We start from the raw sequence: 23,396 nt of genomic DNA, 5'->3' as shown, positions 1-23,396 counted from the left end.
ATGACCGAACCGGCAAGCACCCCAAACCCTGTTGACATTATCGGCGCGCGGAGGATCGCCGTCGTCGGCTCCGGCTACATGGGCGGCGGAATCGCCCAGGTCCTGGCGATCGGCGGAGCGCGCGTGGCTCTCGCCGACGTGTCCGCGGAGGTGGCCCGAAGCAACTATGACCGCCTCCTCGTTGAGTCTGACCAGTTCGTAGCGGACGGCCTGTTCCCCGAAGGTTCCACCGAAATCCTGAAGCAGAACCTCTGGGCTGCCAATGACATTGAGGAAGCTGTGGCGGACGCGGACTTCATTGAGGAGGCCGTCCCCGAGGTCATCGCCATCAAGCACCAGACACTGGCCCGCATCAGCGCCGCGTCCCGGCCGGACGCCATCATTGGGTCCAATACCTCCACCATTTCCATCGCCGAGTTGTCCGCGCCCGTCACCAATCCGGAGCGGTTCCTCGGGGTCCACTTCTCCAATCCGTCGCCATTCATCCCCGGCGTGGAAATCATTCCGCACGCAGGCACTTCGGCCTCCGCCGTGGGTACCGTCCGCGAACTGGTCCACGCAGCGGGCAAACAGACCGCCGTGGTGAAGGACGTCACCGGGTTCGTGCTCAACCGCCTGCAGTACGCGCTCTTCCACGAGGCCGCGCAGCTCGTGGAGCAGGGAATCGTGACGGCGGATGACGTGGACACCCTGGTCCGCACCACGTTCGGCTTCCGGTTGCCGTTCTTCGGGCCGTTCGCCATCGCGGACATGGCCGGGCTGGACGTATACAACTTCTGCTACAAGTCCCTGCAAAAGGATTTCCCGGAGCGGTTCGCCACCCCGAAGATCCTCAGCGACCTGGTGGATGCCGGAAAGCTCGGCACCAAGACGGGCGCCGGATTCCTCGACGTCCCGGCAGCACGCACACCCGAGCTGATCGCGTACCGCAACAAGGCTTACGTGGCAATGCAGAAGTTACTGGATGAGCTCGGCCCGGCACCGATCAGCTGACAACCGACGTCCAGAGGCGGGATACCCCGCCTCTGGACATCTCCCCTGCGGCGTAGCACGATCTGAGTTGTGACCACCAGCCCCGACTCCGATCCACGCCTGCGTGAGCTTCGAGAGCTCCGCCGCGTCAAGGACCGGATCGACCGGGAGTACGCGCAGCCGCTGGACGTCGAATCCCTGGCCCGCGGCGTCCACATGTCCGCCGGGCACCTCAGCCGCCGTTTCAGGCTCGCCTACCAGGAATCGCCCTACAGCTACCTGATGACCCGGCGCATTGAGCGGGCCATGGCGCTCCTTCGCCGCGGTGACCTTTCCGTCACGGAGGTATGCTTCGCCGTCGGCTGCTCCTCCCTGGGAACCTTCAGTACCCGCTTTGCTGAGCTGGTGGGTATGCCTCCCAGCGTCTACAAACAGGAAGCGGAAAGCTCGACGGCGGGCATCCCGGCGTGCGTGGCGAAACAGGTCACCAGACCGGTCAGGAATCGAGAAGCGCCCGCGCCGGAGCCGGAACTAGCATGACTGCCATGAACATCAACATCAGTTCCAGTTTCCTTCCGCACACCGATCCGGACGCCTCCCTGGCGTTCTACCGCGACGCCCTGGGCTTCGAGGTCCGCAATGATGTTGGCCGCGGCACCATGCGCTGGATCACCGTGGGTCCCGCCGGCCAGCCCGATGTCTCCATCGTCCTGCACCCGCCGGCCGTGGACCCCGGCATCACCGACGACGAACGCCGCACCATCGCCGGGATGATGGCCAAGGGCACCTACGCAACGGTCATCCTGTCTGCCCCGGACGTGGACGCCGCGTTCGCCAAAGTTGAATCGAGCGGGGCCGACGTCGTCCAGGAACCTGTCGACCAGCCCTACGGAATCCGCGACTGCGCCTTCCGCGACCCGGCAGGCAACACCGTCCGCATCAACCAGCACCCGTGAGCTGGGAGGATTGAACCGAGCGACGCCGGGGGAGGCAGCGAGCGAACCCTCCCCCGGGCACGAAGAATCGCAGCCCAACAGATGGAGACCCGATGAGCACGGACACCAGTACCGAGACAAACACCGATCCCCGGACCAACGGGCTGCACGCTGCCGACACCCACGACCTCATCCGTGTGCAGGGCGCCCGGGAGAACAACCTCAAGGACGTCAGCGTCGAGCTGCCCAAGCGCCGGCTGACGGTGTTCACGGGTGTATCCGGCTCGGGTAAGAGCTCCCTGGTGTTCGCCACCATCGCTGCAGAGTCGCAGCGCATGATCAACGAGACCTACAGTGCGTTCGTGCAGGGATTTATGCCCTCGCTGGCCCGTCCCGAGGTGGATTTCCTGGAAGGCCTCACGACGGCGATCATTGTGGACCAGGAGCGCATGGGCGCGAACCCGCGCTCCACGGTGGGCACCGCCACCGACGCGAACGCCATGCTGCGCATCCTCTTCAGCCGGCTCGGCTCCCCCTATGTTGGTCCGCCCACCGCGTATTCCTTCAACGTTCCCACCCGCAAGGCGAGCGGTGTGATGTCCACGGAGAAGGGCGGCCGGGTGGAGAAGGCGGTGGTCCAGCAGGCCGTCTACCTGGGCGGCATGTGCCCGCGGTGTGAAGGGATGGGCGCGGTCAGCGACATTGACCGGACAGCGCTGTACGACGACGGGAAGTCCCTGAGCGAGGGCGCGCTGATTGTCCCGGGCTACTCGATGGACGGGTGGTACGGCCGGCTGTTCGAGGGCATGGGCCTGCCGATGGACAAACCCATTGCGAAGTTCACCAAGAAGCAGCTGGATACTATGCTGTTCGCGGAGCCTACCAAGATCAAGGTGGAGGGCGTCAACCTGACCTTCGAGGGCATCATCCCGAAGATCCAGAAGTCGATGCTGTCCAAGGACCCCGAGGCGATGCAGCCGCACGTGCGCCGGTTCGTGGAGCGGGCCGTGACGTTCCAGACTTGCCCCGAGTGCGAAGGAACCCGGCTGACCCAGCAGGCCCTGGCCTCGAAAATCAACGGAAAGAACATCGCCGAGCTGTGCCAGATGCAGATCAGCGACCTCGCCGAGTGGGTCCGCGGCCTCAAGGACCCCTCGGTGGCTCCGCTGCTCAAGGGCCTCCAGCACCTGCTCGATTCGTTCTCCGACATCGGCCTCGGCTACCTCAGCCTGGACCGGCCCGCCGGCACCCTGTCCGGCGGTGAGGCACAGCGCACCAAAATGATCCGGCACCTCGGCTCCTCACTCACGGACGTCACCTATGTCTTCGATGAGCCCACCATCGGGCTGCACCCGCACGACATCGAGCGGATGAACCAGCTCCTGCTGCAGCTGCGGGACAAGGGCAACACGGTGCTGGTGGTGGAGCACAAGCCGGAGACCATCGCGATCGCGGACCACATCGTTGACCTCGGGCCTGGCGCCGGCAGCGCGGGCGGCACGGTCTGCTTCGAAGGCTCGGTGGAGGACCTGCGGTCCAGCGGCACCATCACGGGGCGCCACCTTGGGGACCGCGCGTCGGTGAAGGACACGGTCCGGAAGGCGTCCGGCGCGCTGGAAGTCCGCGGCGCCTCCACGCACAACCTGCAGGGTGTCGACGTCGACATTCCCTTGGGCGTCCTCACTGTAGTCACCGGGGTGGCCGGCTCGGGCAAGAGTTCGCTCATCCACGGCTCGGTGGCAAAGCGCGACGGCGTGGTGGTGATCGACCAGGGCGCGATCCGTGGTTCCCGCCGCAGCAACCCGGCTACGTACACAGGCCTGCTGGAGCCCATCCGCAAGGCATTCGCCAAGGCCAACGGGGTAAAGCCGGCGCTGTTCAGCTCCAACTCCGAGGGCGCCTGCCCCACCTGCAACGGTGCCGGCGTGATCTTCACGGAGCTGGGCGTGATGGCTACCGTCGAGTCCCCGTGCGAGGACTGCGAGGGCCGCCGCTTCCAGGCGTCCGTGCTGGAGTACACCCTCGGGGGTAAGAACATCGCCGACGTGCTGGCAATGTCAGTGACGGAGGCCGCCGCGTTCTTCGCCGAGGGCGAGGCCAAAACACCGGCTGCCCGGACCGTCCTCGACCGGCTGGAGGACGTGGGACTGGGCTACCTCAGCCTCGGCCAGCCGCTCACCACGCTCTCCGGCGGCGAGCGCCAACGACTCAAGCTCGCCACGCAGATGGCCGAGAAGGGTGATGTGTACGTCCTGGACGAGCCGACCACCGGCCTGCACCTCGCCGACGTGGAGAACCTGCTGGGCCTGCTGGACCGGCTGGTGGAGTCAGGCAAGTCGGTGATCGTCATCGAGCACCACCAGGCCGTGATGGCCCACGCCGACTGGATCATCGACCTGGGTCCGGGAGCAGGGCACGACGGCGGGCTGGTGGTTTTCGAGGGCACGCCCGCTGAGCTTGTGGCCGGCGCCGCAACGCTCACCGGCAAGCATCTTGCGGCCTACGTCGGTGGTTAGGCGGAATGACGGAGACCTATAGGTACGACGTCGAGATCCTGCACCTGCTGGTGTCACCGGCGCATGCCTACTTCGGGCGGGCCCGGGACGGCGCCGCAGACGTGCCCACTGTGGACGCCGCCATCGCGGAGGTGGTGGCGGGCAAGGGCATTGTGGGTGACCGTTTTTTCGGAAAGGCCGCACACATGGACGCGGCGGTTACCCTCTTCGCCGTCGAGGCCCTTGAAGCCATGGCAACGGAGCTCGGCGCCGGGCCGTTTGATCCCCTGGCGACGCGGCGGAACGTCATCCTCCGGGGTGCACACCTGGCGCCGCTGCTGGGCCAGGACTTCGCGCTGGAGTCCGGCGGCTCCCGGGTGGAGTTCCATGGCGGCCGCCCGGCCCACCCCTGTGCGTGGATGAACGGGGTGCTCGCGCCCGGAGGCCATGCCGCGATGCGTGGCCGGGGCGGCATCCGCTGCCGGGCACTCTCCAGTGGCCTGTTGCACCGCGGCCCGGCCGTGTTGGTCAGCCCTGTTGCGCTGGACCCAGGGCAGGCCGGCGTGGCTACTCTGCTGCGGCCGGGCCGGCTGCCGTAGCTAGTCGTCCAACCGCACGCCCCGGAGCAGCAGGAGCGTTCCGCCCACCACAACCGCCGACGCAAGGAAGACGCCCGCTGTGCCGATCCCTGCCGCGACCACGCCGATGGTGCTGGGCAGCACAACCTGGCCCACCCGGTTCCCTGCCAGCCTGAGAGCAAGTGCCCGGCCGCGCTGACCCGCCGGCGCCTGGGATGAAAGCCAGGACATGGTGAGCGGCTGGCCAATGCCAAGCCCCAACCCAAGCAGGGCCATGACCACAAACAGCAGCCAAGCCGGCATCGGAATCGCCGCCACGGCCAAAGCGACCGTGGACAGCGCGAGGCTTACAACCAACAGCCTCATCCGCCCGATTCGTCTTGACACCTGCCCCAACAGGATCCGGGAAATCATCGAGAAGACTGCCCGGACAGTGAGCATCGCGCCGACCGTTGCCGCACTCAGCCCGCGCTCCGCACCGAGTGCCGGCAGGTAGACCATGGTCAGGTCCACCACGGCAAGGACGGTGGCACTGGTGGCCAACGCCCGGGCGACGCCGGGGGTCCTCAGTAGCGAAACCGCACCGCCGTTGCTGCCGCGTGGCCCAGCCGGCTTGTTTCCGCCGCTGACCTTGGCCGACACAACAAAGGTGGTTCCGAAAAGCACCAGGCTCATGCAGACGGAAAGGAAGAAGATCGCCTGCGTGTCGGGGCGGACGGAGGCGCCGCCAACCAGGGCTATCGCCAACGGCCCCAGTGCCTGCCCCAGGGACGCCGCGAACGTCAGGTAGCCGAAGGCTGAATCCATTCGGGCTGAGGCGGCGTTGTTGGCCACCACGGCCTGCTGCCCCACCACGCAGGCCAGTTGGCCGGCGCCAAGGAGGGTGGTTCCAATGACCAGGGCGGCTATCGATGATCCCCAGATCAGCAGGAATGTGGAGCAGCCAAGAACGACGGCGGCCCCGATGGCCATCAACCGGCGCTCGCCCAGGCGGTCCACCAGTCCGCCCGTGGGAACGGCGAGCAGCAGGGGAAAGACTGCGTAGCTTGCCGCCAGGAGACCCAGGGCGAAGCCGGGAACATCCAACTCGAGTGCGCGATAGGTAACGGCCGGCCGGACCAGGAAGGTCACGGCCTGGATCAGGGCGGAATGTAGAAGAAGGGCTGTGGCCGAGCGGCGTCCGAGTTCGCCAATCATGAGATGGTTGGGCCGTGGCCTGACATGGCCAGCACAGCCGCATCCCGGGCCCCGAGGACGTGCTCGAAGGCGATTTTGGCTGCCTTTTCGGGATCGCCGGCGGCCACCGCCTCCACCAGGGTCCGGTGCTGGGCCAGGGCCCGGTCCCTTCGTTCCTGCGTGCTGTTGGTGAAGTGCCGGTACCGCTCCATCTGGCTGGACACCTGGCCGTGGAAGCGGGCGGCCCACGAATTTCCGGCGATGTCAGCAATCGTTGCGTGAAGCGACATGCCAAGCTTCATGGCTTCGTCCGCAAACCGCACCAAGGCCTCGTTGCGCTCAAGGATGCCCCGGAGCGCTTCAATGTCTGTCGGGGTCGTCTTCAGGCAGGCATTCCGTGCCATGAGTGATTCCATCGCCGCACGAACCTCGTACAGCTCCGATATTGCTGCCTTGTCCAGGATCGGCACCAACACACCCCCGGTGGGCTGCTGTTCCAACAGGCTTTCTGCAATGAGCCGCCGGACGGCCTCCCTTAAGGGCGTGCGGCTGACCTGCAGCGCTGATGCCATCGCCGGTTCGTAGATACGCTCCCCCGGCTTGAGTTCAAGGCTCAGGATGCGCCGCTTCAACTCGGCGTAAACAAGGTGTGCACCGGTGTTCCGGGCAGGCGAATCTGGCATGTGATGGACCTCCGCCAACAATTATACTTGTATACAACTACGCAAACCCCGCCAATACACGATGGCCTGCCTGCGCGGCTGCGGTCTCGTGGTCGCGGTGCCGGATGGCCGGCGGACCCGGTATGAGCTGGCTGACGTGCGACTGGGCCACGCCATCCGTGACCTGCTTGGTGTGGTGCTTGCCGTGAATCCGGCGTGCTGCGCCCCCGACGGGACGTGTGTTGCATGAGCGCTGTGCAACTTTCCCCGGCGCCTGACCGCCGGGCCGGACGTGAGCTCGGATCACGGCCGGCCGTGACGGACTCAAAACAGACCCTGCTCTGCACCTACCTGTCGGCCGTGCTGTTGGTCGGCCTTGTCCTGCACGCGACCCTCGGCTGGTCCTGGGCAGACCCGATCGCCGCATTGGTGATTGCCGGTGTGGCCGTCAAGGAGGGTCTGGAAGCATGGCGCGGCGACAACTGCTGCGCCCCTACGTTCGCTGCCAGCGCCGAGAGCCTGGACGAGCGCACCTCCTGCTCATCCGATAGCGGCCGGAACGGCGAAAACTCCTGCTCCTGCTGTAACCACTAGCAGCACATCGCACCGCCCCTCTGCTGACGGCGGTCCTTTTCGAGTTACCCACCATGCGTTCTGTTAACCTTGGGGCCCTGGTTCCGCTTCGCAAGGTTTTTCCAAGGTTTCCGGCAAAGGGTTTCCGCAAGGTCAGGGCGTCAAGATGTCCTTATCTGGCAGGGGAGTTTCACCCCCAATGACTCAATCCGGTCAGTGCGCCGGGCCTGGCAGCGCAGCCCCCCAAGCAATGCCAAGCCCGGCGGCCAGGGACCTCTCCCCGATCCGGGACGTGAACAGGCCCCCCGCCCCTCCCGCCCTGCCGCCGCCTGAATTTGTTGGACCCCCCCAAGCAAAACTGGGCGTATTCCGGCCTTTTCAGGAGGCCTCAAAGGGTACTGTGGGCGGATGGAGATGCGCCTCGAGGTTGTGCAGGTACCCGTGTCCGACGTGGACAGGTCCAAGTCCTTTTATACGGAAATGCTGGGCTTTGTCCTCGACCACGACGTGGAGCACATCCCCGGCATGAGGGTGGTTCAGCTGACGCCGCCGGGGTCCGCTGCTTCGATCGTCATCGGCACGGGAATGACGAGCATGACACCGGGCAGCCTGGAAGGGCTGCAGCTCGTGGTGCCGGACATCGACGCTACACAGGTCGAGCTGGTGCGCCGAGGCGCCAACATCAGCGACGTCCAGGACATGGGTGGCGTGAAGTTTGCCTACTTCACGGACCCCGACGGCAACCGCTGGGTTCTTCAGGGCGCAACGGCTCCCGGCGTCAAGCGTGCGCATCCGGACGGGCAGACCGAATAGCTGCGGAGGACTAATGGCACGTATTTTTATCACCGGCTCGGCTGACGGCTTGGGACGTGCCACCGCGGAGTCCCTCCTGGATAAAGGCCACCACGTGATTGTGCACGCGCGGAGCGCCAGTCGCCTGTCCGCGTTGCAGGACCTTCTTGACCGCGGCGCGGGAGGCGTGACGGGCGACCTTTCCGACATCAACCAGACCCGCGATCTCGCGGACCAGGTGAACCGAATTGATCCTGTGGACGCCGTGATCCACAACGCCGGCATCCTCCACGGCCAAAATATCTTTCAGGTCAATGTAGTGGCACCGTACCTTCTCACCGCACTGATCAACCGCCCGCGCCGGCTGATCTACCTCAGCAGCGGCATGCACCGCGGCGGCCACACCCGCCTCGGCGGCCCCGACGGCGTCGACCAAGGCACCCCCAGGGTGACCTACTCGGACAGCAAGCTCCACGTCACGGCCCTGGCTGCCGCCGTCGCCCGCTTATGGCCCGGCGTCCTCAGCAGTGCCGTCGATCCCGGCTGGGTGCCCACCAAAATGGGCGGCCCGGGCGCTCCGGACGACCTCCGCCTCGGCCACCTCACGCAGGAGTGGCTGGCCACCAGCGACGACCAGGAGGCGCTCACGAGCGGTGGATATTGGTTCCACCAGCAGCGGCACAAGGCCCATCAGGCTGTCCACGATGAGCGGTTCCAGAACGAGCTCCTGGGCCACCTCGCCCGAGTGACCGGCGAGCGCCTTTCCTAACCCTCGAGGTTGCTGCTTTCCTCCGGCCCTACTCCGTCCGGGAATCCAAACCACCTGGCCAATGCCTCCCTGAGGCCCGACGCCGTTCCCTCACCCACCCAAGCCACGTGCCCGTCGGGCCGGACCAGGACCGCAGCGGGAGCGGTGACCTCGCCAAGTACCGGCAGCTCCCACGACCCGTCGTATCGCGCTTCCACCAGCCGAACCAGCTGCGGCAGGGGGATCGGGTCGAGGACCCCGGGCCGCCCCAGGTTCAGCAGGACAGCGCGCGCCTCGTGCAGCAGCGAATAGACCGGCTGCGTTCCGCCCGAATGGACAAGGTCGACGTCGGGCATGCGGCGTCCGAGCAGCGGGTGCCCCTCCCCAAAGTCGTACTGGATGTCCAGGCCGGACTGCATCGCGGCAAACCGTTTGCGCGGCTCCTCCATGCCGAGGAGCTCGGCAATAACCTCGCCTGCAGCCCTGATCCGCGGGTCAGGACGGCGGAGCGCCGACTGCGCCATCGTGTTCCGCAGCACCCGCGCGGCCACCGGGTGGCGCTCCGAATGGTAGGTATCCAGCAGCCTCTCCGGAGCCGTCCCCTTGACCACCTGCCCCAGCTTCCACCCCAGGTTCACCGCGTCCTGCACACCCGTGTTCAGGCCCTGGCCACCGTCAGGGGCATGGACGTGGGCGGCGTCGCCGGCCAGCAACACGCGGCCGGCACGGTAGGCAGCGGCCTGCCGCGCCATGTCCGTGAACCTGGAAATCCAGATAGGACTGTGGGCGCCGTAATCGGTCCCGCAGACGGCGATGAGCGCAGCACTCAGGTCGCGAAGGGTGGGCTCGCTGCCGGTCCCGACACGCTCCTCTGTCACCATGACACCCACCGGCCCGTTGTCCGCGTAGACCACCGTGCCGTCCACAATCTTGTACTCCCGCCGGCCGAAGGAGTGGATGCCGAACTCATCCTGGTGGACGCCGAACTCCGGCTGCCCGGTCATCTCCACCTCGGCGATCAGCGCGCTGGTGGTGGGATCCCAGCCGGGAAAGTCAATGCCTGCCGCTTTGCGGACCAGGCTCCTGCCGCCGTCGCACCCCACAAGGTAGTCCGCCCGCAGCTCCCCGCCGCCAGCGAGCTGGATGTCGACGCCGGCGCCGTGCCGGGCGAGCCCCCTCACCTCGCGTCCGCGGTAGAGGGTCACCGCCAGTTCCTCCACCCAGCCTGCCAGGATGCGTTCAATATGGTTCTGCCACAGCCCCAGCCCGTAGGGATGGCGGGTGGGAAAGTCCCTAAGGTCAAAGCGGGTCCCCGAGAACCCCGCCACCTGGGCCACCTGCCCCTCCGCGAGGAACCTGCCGGCGATGCCGCGCTGGTCCAGGACTTCGATGGTCCTCGAGTGCAGGCCCCCTGCCCGCGCACCGGCGAGCTCCTGGCTGGGACGGCGCTCCACAATGGCCGCGTCAACTCCCGCCAACGCCAGCTCCCCGGCCAGCATCAGCCCGGTAGGGCCGCCGCCCACGATTACCACCGCATGATCAGTCATCGCTCTCGCTCCAGTTCTCCCGGTTGCAGCAGTGCGATTATCCGGCCGTCCCCGGGCCTTGCCGCAAGCCCCACCCCGGGGGATACATTGGAAATGGCAGGATGCGTCGCGCTCCGCTGTGCGGGACGTCGATAACGACCGTGCAGGACCGAGGTGCAGGTTCGCCCTGTCAGTCGCGGCGCCTAGACTTCTGGGCATGAGTGAAAACAACGAAACCATTGGCAGCCCCACCCCTGAGCCGGATGCGGGACTAAACAGGGATCCGGAAGACTGGGTGACCGGCGACGAGCCGATGACGGCAGCTCAGCGAAGCTACCTCGACACGCTGGCCCGCGAAGCAGGGGAAGAACTCCCGGCGGACCTCAGCAAGGCAGAGGCTTCGAAGCACATTGACCGGTTGCAGCAGCGCAGCGGAAGGGTGTCCGGGGACGGCTCCGGCAACACCGGGGAAAGCTAGAGAGCCATCAGGTAAAGAGGGCCCTTTACCAGGCCTGGTGTTCCCGCGTGAAGCCGAAGGGAACGGCATCGCTGAGATCCACCGTGAACTTGTCAACGCCGAGACGGGTGACCAGAATGCCGTGCCGCCTTCCCGCAAGGGCGTGGGCCTTGGCGGCGGTGACGGCAGCGTCCAGCTCGCTGTCCATGCTCTCGCGGTCGGCAACAGTCAGGGTCAGTGGAAAGTTCATGGGGCAACCTTTGTGGATCGGGGGAATTGGCGGGCCAAACACCAGCGCTCCCCAAGGCTGCAGGTGAAGTAAGGGATCTTAGTACCTTGCCTGCCATGGTCCCTCACGGTTCAGGCCGCCAGCAACTTGAATAATCAAGTAAAGAATCACCGCAGGTCAGACCCGTGGGCGCTGAAGCAGCGTGCCCAATTACGGGCGCCAAAGCACGTTGAATTAGAGTTGGAAGCGCGTGGAAGCTGTTCCCGGACGGCTCCGATGCCCCCTAACACCCGCCACGCGGCAGAACTCCGCCGCCAGCGCAGCAACCTGCGTGTGCCACGACCTGACAAAGGATCCCGCCATTTCCACGGACGCTATCTTCGGCAATCTCACCCGGATCCGCAACGTCATCCTTCCCGCAACAGCCCGGACCCGCCTGAACACCGGGCGCGGCCTGCTGGGCGGGTTCATCGTGGTGCACCTGGTCTTCCTCATCTTCGCGGCCTCGCTCTCACTCCGCGGTGAAGCGTTCAGCGACACCTTCATCTACCGCGATTGGGCGATGGCCGGGTTTAACGAAGCCAACCTCACCGGCGGCCCCAGCCCCTGGGTCTACCCCATCCTCGCGTTGATCCCGATGGCCATAGCGGGTGCCGCCGGGCCGGGGCCGTTTTTCTTCCTGTGGGTCCTTATGACCACCCTCCTCAACGGCTGGGCCCTGCTGAAGCTCACCGACCGCGGCCGCGATCACCAGGCGATTCCCGCCGGCTGGTGGTGGCTGGTCTTCACCTTCCTCATGGGCTGGCTCGGATTCGCCCGCGTTGACGGTCTCACCGCCCCACTCGTCCTGGTCGCCCTCGCGTACGGCGTGGGCCGGCCGTTCATCGCCTCCGTCCTGCTGGCCATCGGCACCTGGGTGAAGGTCTGGCCGGCCGCCATCATGCTGGCCCTGTTCGCCGTCGTAAAGAACCGGATCCTGGTGGTGCTTGCCGGAATTGCGACGTCGGCCGTTGTGGTTGCGCTGGCCGCTGCGGCGGGCAGTCTCCCGAAGCTCCTGAACTTCCTCACCCAGCAGGGCGACCGCGGCATGCAGCTCGAGGCCACGTTCACCACCCCGTGGCTCTGGCTGTCCGTGCTGAACATCGGTGATTCCAGGATGTACATGAACACCGACATTAACTCCATGCAGGTGGACGGCCCCGGCACGGCGCTGATGTCCGTGCTGATGCAGCCCCTCCTGATCCTCGCCGCACTGCTGGTCGCCGGCCTGACGTTCTGGGCCCTGCACAACGGGAACCAGCGCAACGGCGGCGTTGACCGCACCGAACTGCTCCTGGCCGGCGCCCTCACCCTCGCCACCGCGTTTGTGGTGTTCAACAAGGTGGGCTCTCCGCAGTTCATGGTGTGGCTGGCCCCGGCCGTCGCCGTCGGACTGGCCCACAGCTGGCGCGAATGGCGGGTCCCGGCCGCCATGCTGATCGTCATCGCCGTGGCCACGTACTTCATCTACCCCCTGTTCTACGACGCCCTCAGCCACAACAACCCGTGGATGGCGCTCGTGCTGACCATCCGCAACGTCCTCCTGGTGGTCCTGTTCCTGTGGAGTGTCCGGCGCCTTTACCTGCTGGGCAAGAAGACGCCGGCAGCCGCTCCCGCGCTGAAGGAGTCCTGAGATTTCCACGAGGTTCTTAGACCGGCTGGTCAGCGTCCGCACCAAAGTCCTTCCGGCGAAGGTGGTGAACTGGTTTGCCCGCCCTTCCAGCGTGTGGTGGGGTTTCGCCGTCGTGCATCTCTACTTCCTTGGCTGGATGGCATCCTTCTTCCTGCACGGCGACACCTTCAGCGACACCGAGCAGTACCGCCAGTGGGCTGAGGACGGTTACAACCCGGCGGACCTCGACGGGAAAATCAGCCCCTGGGTTTACCCCGTGCTGGCCCAGATCCCGATCTTCCTCGCCAACATCGCCGGGCCCAGCCTGTATCTGCTGGTCTGGTTCCTGATCATCACAGCCCTCAACGCCATCGGGCTGTTCTTCCTCACCCGCGGCCCGCGGAAGGTCAGCGGCATTGCCCCCGCCTGGTGGTGGCTGTTCTTCACGGTCTTCATGGGCTACCTCAGCTTCGCCCGGGTGGAGGGCATCACCGCTCCCATCGTGCTGGTCGCGCTGCTGTACGCGGCAAAGCGGCCCGTGGTGGCGGGCGTCCTGCTGAGCATCGCCACTTGGATCAAGGTGTGGCCGGCCGCCGTGCTGGCGCCCATCGTGATTGCCAGCCAGAAGCGCATCCAGGTGGTCCTTTCCGGCGTAGCGGTGACCGCGGTGGTGGCCCTGGGAACGTGGCTGTCCGGCGGACTGCCGCACATCATGGACTTCCTCACCAACCAGGGCGAGCGCGGCATGCAGCTGGAGGCCACCTTCTCCACGCCGTGGGTATGGCTGAGCGTCTTCAACATCGCAGGGTCAAGGATGGCCGACAACACAGCCATCAACTCCACCGAGGTCTACGGCCCGGGTGCCAGCGTGGCGGCGTTCCTGATGCAGCCGCTGCTGATTCTGGCAGCGGCAGGAGCGGCCGTCCTGCTGGTCCGCGCACTAAACCGCGGCGCCGAACGGGAAGAGCTGTTCCTTGAGGGCTCCCTCATGATGGTTACCGCGTTCATTGTCTTCAACAAGGTGGGTTCCCCGCAGTTCATCATCTGGCTGGCCCCGGTAATCATCGCCGGACTCACGCATGACTGGAACAGGTGGAAGGTCCCGGCCGCACTGCTGATGGGGATCGCCATGACCACGTTCGTGATCTATCCCCTGTTCTACACGCCGCTGATTCATGCCCATCCCGTGATGGCAGCAATCCTCACCACCCGTAACGTGCTCCTGGCAGTGCTGCTGTGGTGGTCGGTAAAGCGGACTGCCGAGCTGGGCCGCAAATCCCCTGCTGCGGTGCCCGCCGGCGCCTGATCCGGAGGCTCGGCTCAGCGGCTCCCGAGCTGCTGCCGGCCGGGCTCTTCTGCCCTGATCCGGCGGGCTTCACGCTTGGCAAGGACCCAGTTCCAGCCCCGCTTTGCCAGGTCCACGGGCTTGCCTTCGAAGAGCAGCTTCCGTGTATGCACGTCGAGGAATAAAAGGTAGAACGTAAATGCCAGGGCCGTCACGAACGCCAGTGACGACGCGTCAATGGGCAGTTCCACAAAGGACCATACCGAGAGCTGGTCCTGCGCGCCGAACACCACAAAGAACGTCACGCCCACATAGAACGACTTGATCTGCCAGTCATCACGGATCCCGGTAACTGCCAGGAAGGGCACGAACCAGAGGATGTACCAGGGCTGGATGATGGGTGAGAGCATCACGACGGCGGTGAACGCCAGGGCCATCCGGCGCACCACCCGCGAGTAGTCGCCGCGGAACATCAGTAGCAGAACCAGTCCGATGGCGGCATATTTCATGCCGGTCCTCAGTACGGTGGCAAAGGTCCCGCCGGGCAGCCCCAGCACGTTTCCAAGGAACTCCACCTGTTGGCCCAAAAAGCCGGACGGTGAATAGCCCGTGTAGCCCGGCGTGGGGTCCATGATGGCCCAGGTCCAGCCCAGCCCCAGGTTGTACGGGATGCCACTGAGGGCCAGCGCGGCGAAGCTGATGCCCGCCGTCGCGCCCCACAAGAGGAACTTGCGCGGCCAGGTGGCCGAGGCGCCCGCCCACATCAGGCCGATGAACGGAAGCAGGAGCACGGTGATCGGCTTGATCCCGATGGACGCGGTCACCAGGAGGATGCCCAGCACGTAGCGGCGCGTAGCCGCGAAGTAGACGCCGGCGACGGCGAGCCCCACCATGAGTGCGTCATTGTGGGCGCTGGCGATGAAGCTGATCAGGAACAGGGGGTTGGCCACGGAGATCCAGAGCGCGCGCGCCCCGTTGATGCCGTGCAGCTCCGCGAGCTTAGGCACGTAGATGACGCAGAGCAGGACGCCGGCGCCGGCCAGGAGCCGGAAGAGCAGCACGGAGACGTCGGGCTGGGCGCCGGTTAGTCCGACGACGGCGCGCGCCAGCCACAGGAAGTACGGGCCGTACGGGGTCCTGTTCTCAGCCCAGGCAGGGTCTGCCCCGAGCGCGAACCAGTTGCTAAGCGTGGAAATGCCCACCTCGTACGGGTTTTGGCCCTCCACCACCAGCCTGCCCTGGCCGGTGTAGGCGTAGACGTCGCGGGAAAAGACCGGCACGCAGAAAAGCAGTGGCAGGGACCAGGCGGAAATGGCGATGACAACAGACCGAAGGGAGGATTTTCCCCACTCAGCCAGCCGTTGCCCCAGCCGCAGCCACGAACGCATCAGCACCATGGCGCCCACCGTCAGCAGCACGGTGGAAACAGTGACTCCCCAGCCTTCGGTGCGGAGTGCGATGACCACGGGCTGGCGGATCATGGGCGAGCCGTTGGCGATCCAGCCGGTGCCGATGGAGCCAACGAACATCATGAGGGAACCGAGGAGACCCTCGATGGTTGCCACGTAGGCGCGGCGTTTGACGGGCTCGGCCGCGGCTGTGGCCGGTTGGCCAGACTGGCTTTCCGACGTCCCTATGTGTGCACCGCCTGCCGACATGATTGTTGGTCCCCTACTTCGTTACGGCGCTGGTTGCACCAGCGAGAAAGCCGCCCTGCAACCCGGCTATTTTACCAGCCGGGCTTCCCGCTGCTCCTGGATGACGAACCATCGCAAGCCACAGTTTGGCAACAGGCCCGGATACAGGTTCCTCAGAGGGTCCGCGTAAAGTTGGAGAGTCCGGCCCGCGCCACGCCGCCTATGCCCGGATCGACTCTTTCACTCCGGCGCAAGGAAGCGCCCACCTTCCTGACCACCCACATCCTTGCGAAGGCGTGCACTTCCCCGTCTGCCGCATTCTCAAATCCCGATTGGAGCCGCACCATGGCTGTTGCCACTGCCGACAACAAGGCGCCGTCGCCCCGGCAACTGCAGTCCGTGCGCGCCACGCTGCGCTCCCCCCGGCGGTTGAAGACGGAGGCCCTGGCCGGGCTGGTGGTAGCGCTGGCCCTCATTCCCGAGGCCATCGCCTTCTCGGTCATTGCGGGCGTGGATCCCCGGATAGGCCTGTTCGCCTCCTTCACCATGGCGGTGACCATCTCCTTCGTTGGCGGGCGTCCCGCCATGATCTCGGCGGCCACAGGAGCCGTGGCGCTGGTGATCGCTCCCCTGATGAGCAGCCACGGACTGGACCATCTGATTGCGGCCGTCATCCTGGCCGGCGTCTTCCAGATCCTCCTCGCCGTCGCCGGCGTCACCCGGCTCATGCGTTTTATCCCCCGGTCCGTCATGGTGGGCTTCGTCAACGCCCTGGCCATCCTGGTCTTTATGGCCCAGCTCCCGGAGCTGGTCGGAGTCCCCTGGCTGGTCTATCCCCTCGTTGCAGCCGGCCTGGTCATCGTAGTGGGACTGCCAAGGATTACGACGGCGGTGCCCTCACCTCTGGTGGCCATCGTGGTGCTCACCGTCATTGCCATGGTGGCAGGACTGGACGTGCCCACCGTCAATGACAAGGGCCAGTTGCCGGAAAGCCTGCCCTCGTTCTTCCTTCCGAACGTCCCCCTGACGTGGGAGACCTTCCAGGTCATCGCGCCGTTTTCGCTGTCCATGGCGCTGGTGGGGCTGCTCGAATCCCTGATGACCGCCAAGCTGGTGGACGACATCACAGACACCCGTTCCAACAAGACCCGGGAATCGTGGGGGCAGGGCGTCGCCAACATCATCACGGGTTTCCTCGGCGGGATGGGCGGCTGCGCTGTGATCGGCCAAACGATGATCAACGTCAAGGGCTCCGGGGCGCGCAGCCGGGTGTCCACCTTCCTGGCCGGCGTGTTCCTGCTGGTGCTTGTGGTGGTCCTCGGCGACGTGGTGGGCCTCATCCCCATGGCGGCGCTTGTGGCGGTGATGATCTTCGTCTCCGCCATTACGTTTGAATGGCACTCCATCGCCCCGCGGACTCTCCGGCGGATGCCAAAGTCCGAAACCGCCGTCATGCTGATCACGGTGGGCGTGGTGGTGGCGACGCACAACCTGGCCATCGGCGTCGGCGTCGGGGTGCTGGCCGCCATGGCCATGTTTGCCCGGCGGGTGGCTCACTTTGTCACCGTTGAGCGGACGGTGCTCGGGATCAATGGCGAAAACGTTGCCATGTACACAGTGGATGGCGAGCTGTTTTTTGCCTCGTCCAACGATCTCTACATGCAGTTCGACTACGCACTGGATGCGGAGCCGGAGATCAGCCGCGTGGTGGTGGACCTGCACGCCTCGCACCTGTGGGACGCCTCCACCATCGCCGTGCTGGACGCCGTGACGGAAAAGTACCGCCGCCACGGCCGCGAAGTGGAACTGCTCGGCCTGAACTCCGCCAGCGTCCAGATGCGTGAACGGCTGGCCGGAAAGCTCAACTCCGGCAACTAGGGCGCGGCGTAGCTGTCCTAAAGCATCCGGTCGCTGCGGGCAACGCGGTTCCGGCCCAGTGACTTCGCGGCGTACAAAGCGCGGTCCGCGGCGGCGATGAGCTTGTCCACGTCGGTTGTGCCGGCGTCGTACGTGGAAATTCCGTAACTGACCGTCGGCATCTCCATCTCCTCCACCGTGGGTGCCGCTGCCAGGCGCCTGCTGATTTCCTCGGCGATCGTTTCCGCCCGCTCCGCACTGGTGCCGGGCAGCAGGAGGACAAACTCTTCCCCGCCGTACCGTCCTATCAGGTCGGTTGAGCGGACCGTGTCAGTACACGCCTCGGCGAAGGACTGCAGGGCGAGGTCACCGGCGGCGTGGCCGTAGGTGTCGTTGACGGACTTGAAGTGGTCCAGGTCGGCCAGGATGAGTGTGCCGGAGCCGCGGGTGATGGTGCGGTCGGCCAACTGCTCGGCCGCCAGGTCCAGGAAGGCCTTCCGGTTGAGGAGCCCCGTGAGGTCGTCGCGGGAAGCCACCACCCGCAGAGCCCGGGTCTGCTGTTCGCTGCTGAGGGCGGCCATGCTGAACGACACCACAACCAACAGCACCATTGTCACCAACGTCGTGACGGCGGAGCCGAAGATGGTGACAAAGGTGGGGCCATTCTGGCCCTCCATCAGGAAGGCAGCCCAGCGCAGCAGGTAGAAGACCGCCAGACCGCCGGCGGCCATGGCCATGGGGATCCGAACGCGTGAATATCCTGGTTCCAGGCGCCACAGCTCGCGGGATGCCAGGCCGATGGTCAGGCCCATAGCTGCCAGGAACACCGGCCCGCCGGACCAGGTATTGGTGGCCGGGTTGTCCAGGACGGAGGCGATCAGGGTAACCAGGGGAATGCCGGTGAAGGCCCACTTTGGGGGCGGGACCGTCCGCAGCGAGCGCGCACCTGCCCACACCGCGACGCCGCCGTGCACCAGCAGCACGTTGCCCAGCGGGTTTGCCCATACCTGTTGCGGGGTACGGTCCAGAAGGAAGCACGCCGATCCGGAGAGGAAGAATATCAACGCCAGGCACCACCAGCCGCTGTACGGCGAGCGCGTGGTCCGGTAGGCGGAAAAGTAGAAGAGGAACACCAGAACCAGGGCCATCAGGCCAAACGCGATTCTCAGGGTCGCGGTATCCAGAACCATGTAACCGTAGTCCCCCCGAATGCGGAAAATGCGTGCCGACCCCAAGTATTGCACCGGCGCGGGAGCCTGTCAGGATATCCGCTTCGGCTTGTGCAGGGCCTAAGGTTGCCAGACAGCCCGCAGGACCACCGAAAGGCAAAACCCATGCTCCTTCTTTTTGGTTTCAAGACAGTGCTGAAGGCCCTCCCCGGTAAGCCGGCCACCTGCCAGTACTGCCGCTCGTTCGTCCACCACCACCTCGAGGAGAAGGCCACCAAGTTCACGCTCTTCTTCATCCCGGTGTTCACCACCTCGCGGTCCTACCAGATCACGTGTACAAACTGCGGCTACGTCTCGAGGATCTCTGCGCGGGAGAAGCGGGCGCTGGAACTGCAACGCTAGGCGGAGCGACCACCCATACCTTGGGGACGGTGCGCAGGAAACTCTGGCGGATCCCGCCGCCTGCTACTACAGTAGGACCGGATCCGCACCCCCAGACGGCGGTGCCGGCCAGCCGGAAGCCGATGGGCTTCACAACTGAGGGACCTGATGCCGGCCCCCTCTGCGGGAAGGGAGGTGTTTTTGATGACTGTTACAGCCGTGCGCCCACAGCGCTCCGCAACCCTCATCCAAACCCTTCCCCTGTACCGCACCGGCCCCGCCTGACCTCTCCGCGGAGCGCCAACACCCAGGCCAAAAGCGGCCGGTGCGCAGGGGCATTCCCATGAGGTATCACAGTGAACACATCGTCAGGCAGCGCCCTGGACAGCACCAACATCTCAAGCACTAACAACTTGGTCACCAGCGCAGGCAACGGCCCGCTCCTCTACGGCTACACCCCCGCCGTCGCCCGCCACTTCCAAAACCATCCCGTCCCGGACGCAACCGAGCCGGGCCGCGTGGTCCGGGTGGACCGCAACCTTTTACTGGTGGCAGCCGGTCCAGACCTGCTGCACCTGCCCTACCCGCTGACAGGGGAAACGGCAGTCACCGGCGACTGGGTCTGGATCGGGCCCAACAGGGCCGGTGACCGCCAGATCCTGGGCGTCCTTCCGCGCCGCTCGGAACTCAGCCGCAAGCGTGCCTTCGAGGACTCCTCCGCGGCGCAGTTGCTGGCTGCGAACATGGACATGGTGGGCGTGGTGGTGCCCGTGGACCGGCCGCTCACGCACAACCGCCTGGAACGCACGCTCGTCGCGGCGTGGGACTCCGGTGCCACTCCCCTGGTGATCATCACCAAGGCGGACCTCGCGGATGTGGCGGACGACGTCGTCGGCAAGGTCATCCTGCAGGCGGCAGGCGTGGACGTGGTCACCACCTCCGCGGAGAACGGCGACGGCATCGACGAGATGCTGGCACACATTCCGGCGGGCGGCACCATCGTCCTCCTTGGGCCGTCCGGCGCCGGAAAGTCCACGCTCATCAACGCCATGGTGGGCCGCGAAGTCCAGCACACCGGGGAGGTTCGGACCGGCGACTTCAAGGGGAAGCACACCACCACGTCGCGGGAACTCGTGCCCCTGCCGAACGGGACGGTCCTGATGGACACCCCCGGGGTGCGGGGCTTCGGATTGTTCGACGCCGAGGACGGCCTCGGCGAGATGTTCGGCGACGTCGAGGAGCTGGCGGGTCAGTGCAGGTTTGCGGACTGCGCCCACCAGGGCGAGCCCGGCTGCGCCGTGCAGGAGGCCATTGCCGACGGCGGGCTGGAGGAACGCCGCTGGCACAACTACCTGAAGCTGCAGCGCGAACTGGCCGCCCTGGCCCGCCGCAGCGACGCCGCGGCGCAGCGCGCCTACCAGCGGGAGTGGCACCAGAAGGTGGTGACGGCGGGGAAGTCCCAGCGGTGGGCCGAGCGGGAGACGGCGGAGCGGAAGGACCGTGCGAGCCGCAAGCGGCGCTGATGGTGTGCTGCGGTCGTCTGCATGCGATCAGCCGCTGGTTTGACGCCAAACCGGTGTTAGAGCTCCGGGGCGTGCTCTTCGGGCAGCGCGCCCTCATCCTCCGGGTGCCGCTTCAGGTTGAGCAACGCCAACAGCAGACCGCCCCATACTGTGAGGATGGCGATGATCATCATGGTTATCGCGATCGGCGTCATCGTGCCGCTTCCTCTTCTTCCTCGTCCATCATGGATTGGTACTCCGGGTCATGGTGCGCTTTGGATGTGCGACTCCAGGGAATGAAGGTCAAGACCAGCGCCAGGACCACGAGGCCGCCAGCCATGCCCCAGCCGAACAGGCCCACAAACCACTCAGGATAGCCCTCGTACGTCGTGGAAATCTTGCTGATGAATTCGTTGGACACCATGTAGATCAGCGCGAGTGGCACCACACCGGCCACCAGTACCATCCACGTACGGCGCATCTTAATGGTTGATACGCCGTTGAGGTGTGCTGACAACAGCGGCAGCCTGCGCAGGAACCAGGCCAGCACCACTACGGTCACCAGCGCGCCGAGCGTAATGCCGAAGCTGTTGACGAACGCATCGGAGGTGTCCAGGAGGTAGAGGCCCGTTGCTGTGGGGAACAGTGCCAAAGACACTGCCCCGACCAGCACGCTGACCACCAGGGAAGCCTTGATACGCCCCCAGCCGAGCTTGTCCTGCACGGCCGCGACGATAACCTCGAGCACGGAGATTAGTGATGTGACCCCCGCGAACACCAGGGATCCGAAGAACAGCACCCCCATGACGGCCCCGAACGGAGCTTGGGAAACGATGGTAGGGAACGCGACGAATGCCAAACCGATGCCCTGGGTCACTACGTCATTGACGCCGGCCCCCGCGGCCTGGGCCATAAAACCCAAGGCGGCGAACACGCCGATACCGGCCAGGATCTCGAACCCAGAATTCGCGAAGGCAACCACCATGCCGGAACCGGTGAGGTCCGTCCTGCGCTTCAGGTAAGAGGAGTAGGTAACCATGATGCCGTAACCCACCGAGAGCGAGAAGAATATGTGGCCGTAGGCCGCAGCCCAAACGGACGGATCGGCCAGGGCGGACCAATCAGGGGTGAAGAACGCGTTCAGCCCTTCTGCGGCGCCTGGGAGGAACAGCGATTGGACCACCAGCAGCACAAACATCACCACCAGCAGCGGGAGCAGGATGGAGTTTGCTCGTGAGATGCCCTTACGGATCCCCGCCACCATGATGACGATTACTGCGATCCAGATCAGCAGCAGCGGGAAGAAAACGGAGGGCACGTAGTTGAACCCGATGCCCGGCGCCTCGGCTACCCTAAGGAAGCTTCCGAAAAAGTAGCCCTCGGCGTCGTCGCCCCATGCCTCGGTGAAGGAAAAGATGGTGTACATCACGGACCACGCGATGATCACCGCGTAATAGGCCGCGATGACAAAGCAGACCAGAACCTGCCACCACCCCAACGGCTCGGCAACGCGGCTGAGCCGACGGTAGGCCAGCGGAGCGGAGCCACGGAACTTATGGCCCACGGCGTAGTCGAGGAACAGCAGCGGGATTCCTGCCGTCAGCAATGCCACAAGGTAAGGGATGAGGAAGGCACCGCCGCCGTTGTCATAGGCGATGTAGGGAAATCGCCAGATGTTGCCCAGTCCCACGGCTGAGCCAATGGCGGAGAGGATAAAGAGCCTGCGTGTGGAAAAGGTCTCGCGCTTCGTTGGTGCGGCCGAGCCGGGCCGGGGCGAGCTGGCTGCGGGGGTGCTGCTCATGCTGCCCCACCCCCGACGTTTGCCCGGGCCTGGGGGACGCCGTGGGCGCTGCGGCGATATTCCTTCCGGTTCATGTGAAGCTCTCTCCAATAGAGGTGAATGTCCGGTGCAGTGGCTATTTCGGGACTTTACTGCGGTTGCCGCCCCTCCGGGAAGCCCCTGTGCAAGTCCCGCCCCGCAAGGAACCGCCGGCTGCGGGACTTGCGTCCTACCCGGGTAGTAGGGTTCCGTCATGGACATCATCCTGGTACCCGGTTTCTGGTTGGACGCCTCATCCTGGGAGGACGTGACGCCTGCCCTGAACGCCGCCGGCCACCGGACGCATCCGCTCACGCTTCCCGGCATGGAATCCGTCGATGCGAGCCGTACCGGGATAGGCCTGCGGGACCATATCGACGCAGTGGTGGCCGCCCTCGATGCTTTGGAGGGCAAGGTTGTCCTCGTGGGGCATTCCGGCGGCGGTGCCATCATCCACGGCGCCCTGGATGCCCGTCCCAACCGAGTGGAACGCGCCATCTATGTGGACAGCGGCCCGCTCGGCGAAGGGGGCGTCATCAACGATGAACTGGAGGCCGACGGCGACGACATTCCGCTTCCGCCGTGGGAGGGCTTCGAGGACGCCGACTTGGTGGATCTTGATGACGGGCTGCGCGAAGCCTTCCGGGCGCGGGCCATCCCCCAGCCCAAAGGCGTGGCATACGACCAGCAGCACCTGAGCGATGAGCGCCGCTACGACGTCCCGGCCACCATCATCGCCTGCGAGTTTCCATCCGCCATGCTGAAAGAATGGATCGATGGCGGCCACCCCTTCGTTGCCGAACTCGGCCGGATGCGCGACGTGGAGTACGTGGACCTCCCCACCGGACACTGGCCCCAGTTCACCAAACCCGCGGAACTGGGCCAGGCCATCCTGGCGGCAGTGGAGCGGAGGGGGTAGCGCCGCCGTCGTTATTGTCGCCCTGCCGCTGTA

The 23,396-nt window shown here is 65.7% G+C and carries 22 protein-coding genes and 2 pseudogenes; 16 read left to right on the top strand and 8 right to left on the bottom strand.

From position 1 onward, the window contains the following. The 5 genes from AC50X7_RS13290 (at position 1) to AC50X7_RS13270 (ending at position 5,001) form a co-directional block, all read left to right on the top strand. Entirely contained in the window at positions 1–993 is a 993-nt protein-coding gene (locus AC50X7_RS13290) for a 3-hydroxyacyl-CoA dehydrogenase family protein (RefSeq protein ID WP_494979433.1), read from the top strand. A gap of 69 nt (positions 994–1,062) precedes the next feature. Further along, on the top strand, positions 1,063–1,512 hold the full coding sequence (locus tag AC50X7_RS13285; RefSeq protein WP_494979432.1) for a helix-turn-helix transcriptional regulator: 450 nt from the start codon (positions 1,063–1,065) through the stop codon (positions 1,510–1,512). After that, on the top strand, positions 1,509–1,928 hold the full coding sequence (locus AC50X7_RS13280; RefSeq protein WP_494979431.1) for a VOC family protein: 420 nt from the start codon (positions 1,509–1,511) through the stop codon (positions 1,926–1,928). Before AC50X7_RS13285 ends, AC50X7_RS13280 begins: the two co-directional genes overlap by 4 nt. 92 nt (positions 1,929–2,020) lie before the next feature. Continuing rightward, the gene (locus AC50X7_RS13275) at positions 2,021–4,423 is read left to right on the top strand and encodes an ATP-binding cassette domain-containing protein (protein ID WP_494979430.1); all 2,403 of its coding nucleotides are present in this window, start codon (positions 2,021–2,023) and stop codon (positions 4,421–4,423) included. 5 nt (positions 4,424–4,428) lie between these two features. After that, complete coding sequence (locus tag AC50X7_RS13270; RefSeq protein WP_494979429.1) at positions 4,429–5,001, top strand: MOSC domain-containing protein; 573 nt, start codon at positions 4,429–4,431, stop codon at positions 4,999–5,001. Here the strand turns inward: AC50X7_RS13270 and AC50X7_RS13265 are convergent, their stop codons facing one another. Both AC50X7_RS13265 and AC50X7_RS13260 read right to left on the bottom strand, forming a co-directional pair. After that, positions 5,002–6,177, bottom strand: a complete 1,176-nt coding sequence (locus AC50X7_RS13265) for an MFS transporter (RefSeq protein WP_494979428.1) — start codon at positions 6,175–6,177, stop codon at positions 5,002–5,004. Further along, on the bottom strand, positions 6,174–6,839 hold the full coding sequence (locus AC50X7_RS13260) for a GntR family transcriptional regulator (protein ID WP_494979427.1): 666 nt from the start codon (positions 6,837–6,839) through the stop codon (positions 6,174–6,176). The genes AC50X7_RS13265 and AC50X7_RS13260 overlap by 4 nt, the downstream gene beginning before the upstream one ends. Positions 6,840–6,900: 61 nt before the next feature. Between AC50X7_RS13260 and AC50X7_RS13255 the strand changes: the two are divergent. The 4 genes and pseudogenes from AC50X7_RS13255 to AC50X7_RS13240 all read left to right on the top strand — a co-directional run. Further along, positions 6,901–7,068: pseudogene (locus AC50X7_RS13255) on the top strand (helix-turn-helix domain-containing protein); the annotation flags it as partial. 29 nt (positions 7,069–7,097) lie between these two features. Then, positions 7,098–7,412 (top strand): annotated as a pseudogene (locus tag AC50X7_RS13250) (cobalt transporter); the annotation flags it as partial. Positions 7,413–7,799: 387 nt separating this feature from the next. Then, positions 7,800–8,204 carry a VOC family protein gene (locus tag AC50X7_RS13245; protein ID WP_494979426.1) on the top strand — a complete coding sequence of 135 codons (405 nt, stop codon included), beginning with the start codon at positions 7,800–7,802 and terminating at the stop codon, positions 8,202–8,204. Positions 8,205–8,217: 13 nt separating this feature from the next. Further along, the gene (locus AC50X7_RS13240) at positions 8,218–8,952 is read left to right on the top strand and encodes an SDR family NAD(P)-dependent oxidoreductase (RefSeq protein ID WP_494979425.1); all 735 of its coding nucleotides are present in this window, start codon (positions 8,218–8,220) and stop codon (positions 8,950–8,952) included. Here the strand turns inward: AC50X7_RS13240 and AC50X7_RS13235 are convergent. Continuing rightward, positions 8,949–10,478, bottom strand: coding sequence for an FAD-dependent monooxygenase (locus tag AC50X7_RS13235; RefSeq protein ID WP_494979424.1), 1,530 nt, complete (start codon positions 10,476–10,478; stop codon positions 8,949–8,951). The genes AC50X7_RS13240 and AC50X7_RS13235 overlap by 4 nt on opposite strands. Before the next feature lie 196 nt (positions 10,479–10,674). On the opposite strand from AC50X7_RS13235, the gene AC50X7_RS13230 reads away from it, so the two are divergent. Continuing rightward, positions 10,675–10,935 (top strand): DUF3072 domain-containing protein, encoded by a 261-nt coding sequence (locus tag AC50X7_RS13230; RefSeq protein WP_494979423.1) that lies wholly within the window; start codon positions 10,675–10,677, stop codon positions 10,933–10,935. Positions 10,936–10,960: 25 nt separating this feature from the next. On the opposite strand, the gene AC50X7_RS13225 is transcribed toward AC50X7_RS13230, so the two are convergent. Beyond that, positions 10,961–11,164, bottom strand: coding sequence for a hypothetical protein (locus tag AC50X7_RS13225; protein WP_494979422.1), 204 nt, complete (start codon positions 11,162–11,164; stop codon positions 10,961–10,963). Between the two features lie 388 nt (positions 11,165–11,552). Between AC50X7_RS13225 and AC50X7_RS13220 the strand changes: the two genes are divergently transcribed. Together AC50X7_RS13220 and AC50X7_RS13215 are read left to right on the top strand one after the other, a co-directional pair. Next, positions 11,553–12,815 (top strand): glycosyltransferase family 87 protein, encoded by a 1,263-nt coding sequence (locus AC50X7_RS13220; protein ID WP_494979509.1) that lies wholly within the window; start codon positions 11,553–11,555, stop codon positions 12,813–12,815. A 61-nt stretch (positions 12,816–12,876) separates the two neighbouring features. Then, positions 12,877–14,100 carry a glycosyltransferase 87 family protein gene (locus AC50X7_RS13215; protein ID WP_494979421.1) on the top strand — a complete coding sequence of 408 codons (1,224 nt, stop codon included), beginning with the start codon at positions 12,877–12,879 and terminating at the stop codon, positions 14,098–14,100. Between the two features lie 14 nt (positions 14,101–14,114). Here AC50X7_RS13215 and mptB read toward each other — a convergent pair whose 3' ends face one another. Further along, entirely contained in the window at positions 14,115–15,737 is a 1,623-nt protein-coding gene (mptB, locus tag AC50X7_RS13210) for a polyprenol phosphomannose-dependent alpha 1,6 mannosyltransferase MptB (RefSeq protein ID WP_494979420.1), read from the bottom strand. Positions 15,738–16,061: 324 nt separating this feature from the next. Here mptB and AC50X7_RS13205 point away from each other — a divergent pair, with 324 nt between their 5' ends. Next, positions 16,062–17,594: a SulP family inorganic anion transporter gene (locus tag AC50X7_RS13205; RefSeq protein WP_494979419.1), complete on the top strand. Its 1,533-nt coding sequence runs from the start codon at positions 16,062–16,064 to the stop codon at positions 17,592–17,594. 17 nt (positions 17,595–17,611) lie between these two features. Here the strand turns inward: AC50X7_RS13205 and AC50X7_RS13200 are convergent, their stop codons facing one another. Beyond that, positions 17,612–18,763 (bottom strand): GGDEF domain-containing protein, encoded by a 1,152-nt coding sequence (locus AC50X7_RS13200; RefSeq protein WP_494979418.1) that lies wholly within the window; start codon positions 18,761–18,763, stop codon positions 17,612–17,614. Between the two features lie 144 nt (positions 18,764–18,907). Between AC50X7_RS13200 and AC50X7_RS13195 the strand changes: the two genes are divergently transcribed. Together AC50X7_RS13195 and rsgA are read left to right on the top strand one after the other, a co-directional pair. Further along, a complete protein-coding gene (locus tag AC50X7_RS13195) occupies positions 18,908–19,144 on the top strand; it encodes a zinc-ribbon domain-containing protein (RefSeq protein ID WP_307097373.1) in 237 nt (78 codons plus the stop codon). A 335-nt stretch (positions 19,145–19,479) separates the two neighbouring features. Then, entirely contained in the window at positions 19,480–20,646 is a 1,167-nt protein-coding gene (rsgA, locus tag AC50X7_RS13190) for a ribosome small subunit-dependent GTPase A (protein WP_494979417.1), read from the top strand. A gap of 56 nt (positions 20,647–20,702) precedes the next feature. Here rsgA and AC50X7_RS13185 read toward each other — a convergent pair whose 3' ends face one another. Together AC50X7_RS13185 and AC50X7_RS13180 are read right to left on the bottom strand one after the other, a co-directional pair. Next, entirely contained in the window at positions 20,703–20,840 is a 138-nt protein-coding gene (locus tag AC50X7_RS13185) for a methionine/alanine import family NSS transporter small subunit (RefSeq protein WP_307097375.1), read from the bottom strand. Further along, positions 20,837–22,426 carry a sodium-dependent transporter gene (locus tag AC50X7_RS13180; RefSeq protein ID WP_494979416.1) on the bottom strand — a complete coding sequence of 530 codons (1,590 nt, stop codon included), beginning with the start codon at positions 22,424–22,426 and terminating at the stop codon, positions 20,837–20,839. Before AC50X7_RS13180 ends, AC50X7_RS13185 begins: the two co-directional genes overlap by 4 nt. Before the next feature lie 232 nt (positions 22,427–22,658). On the opposite strand from AC50X7_RS13180, the gene AC50X7_RS13175 reads away from it, so the two are divergent. Continuing rightward, a complete protein-coding gene (locus AC50X7_RS13175; protein WP_494979415.1) occupies positions 22,659–23,363 on the top strand; it encodes an alpha/beta fold hydrolase in 705 nt (234 codons plus the stop codon). Positions 23,364–23,396: the final 33 nt, after the last annotated feature.

It is taken from the genome of Pseudarthrobacter sp. Hb11, from assembly GCF_059383655.1.
Note: the sequence above shows the minus strand (reverse complement) of the source record. Positions and strands in the feature narration are given on the sequence as shown.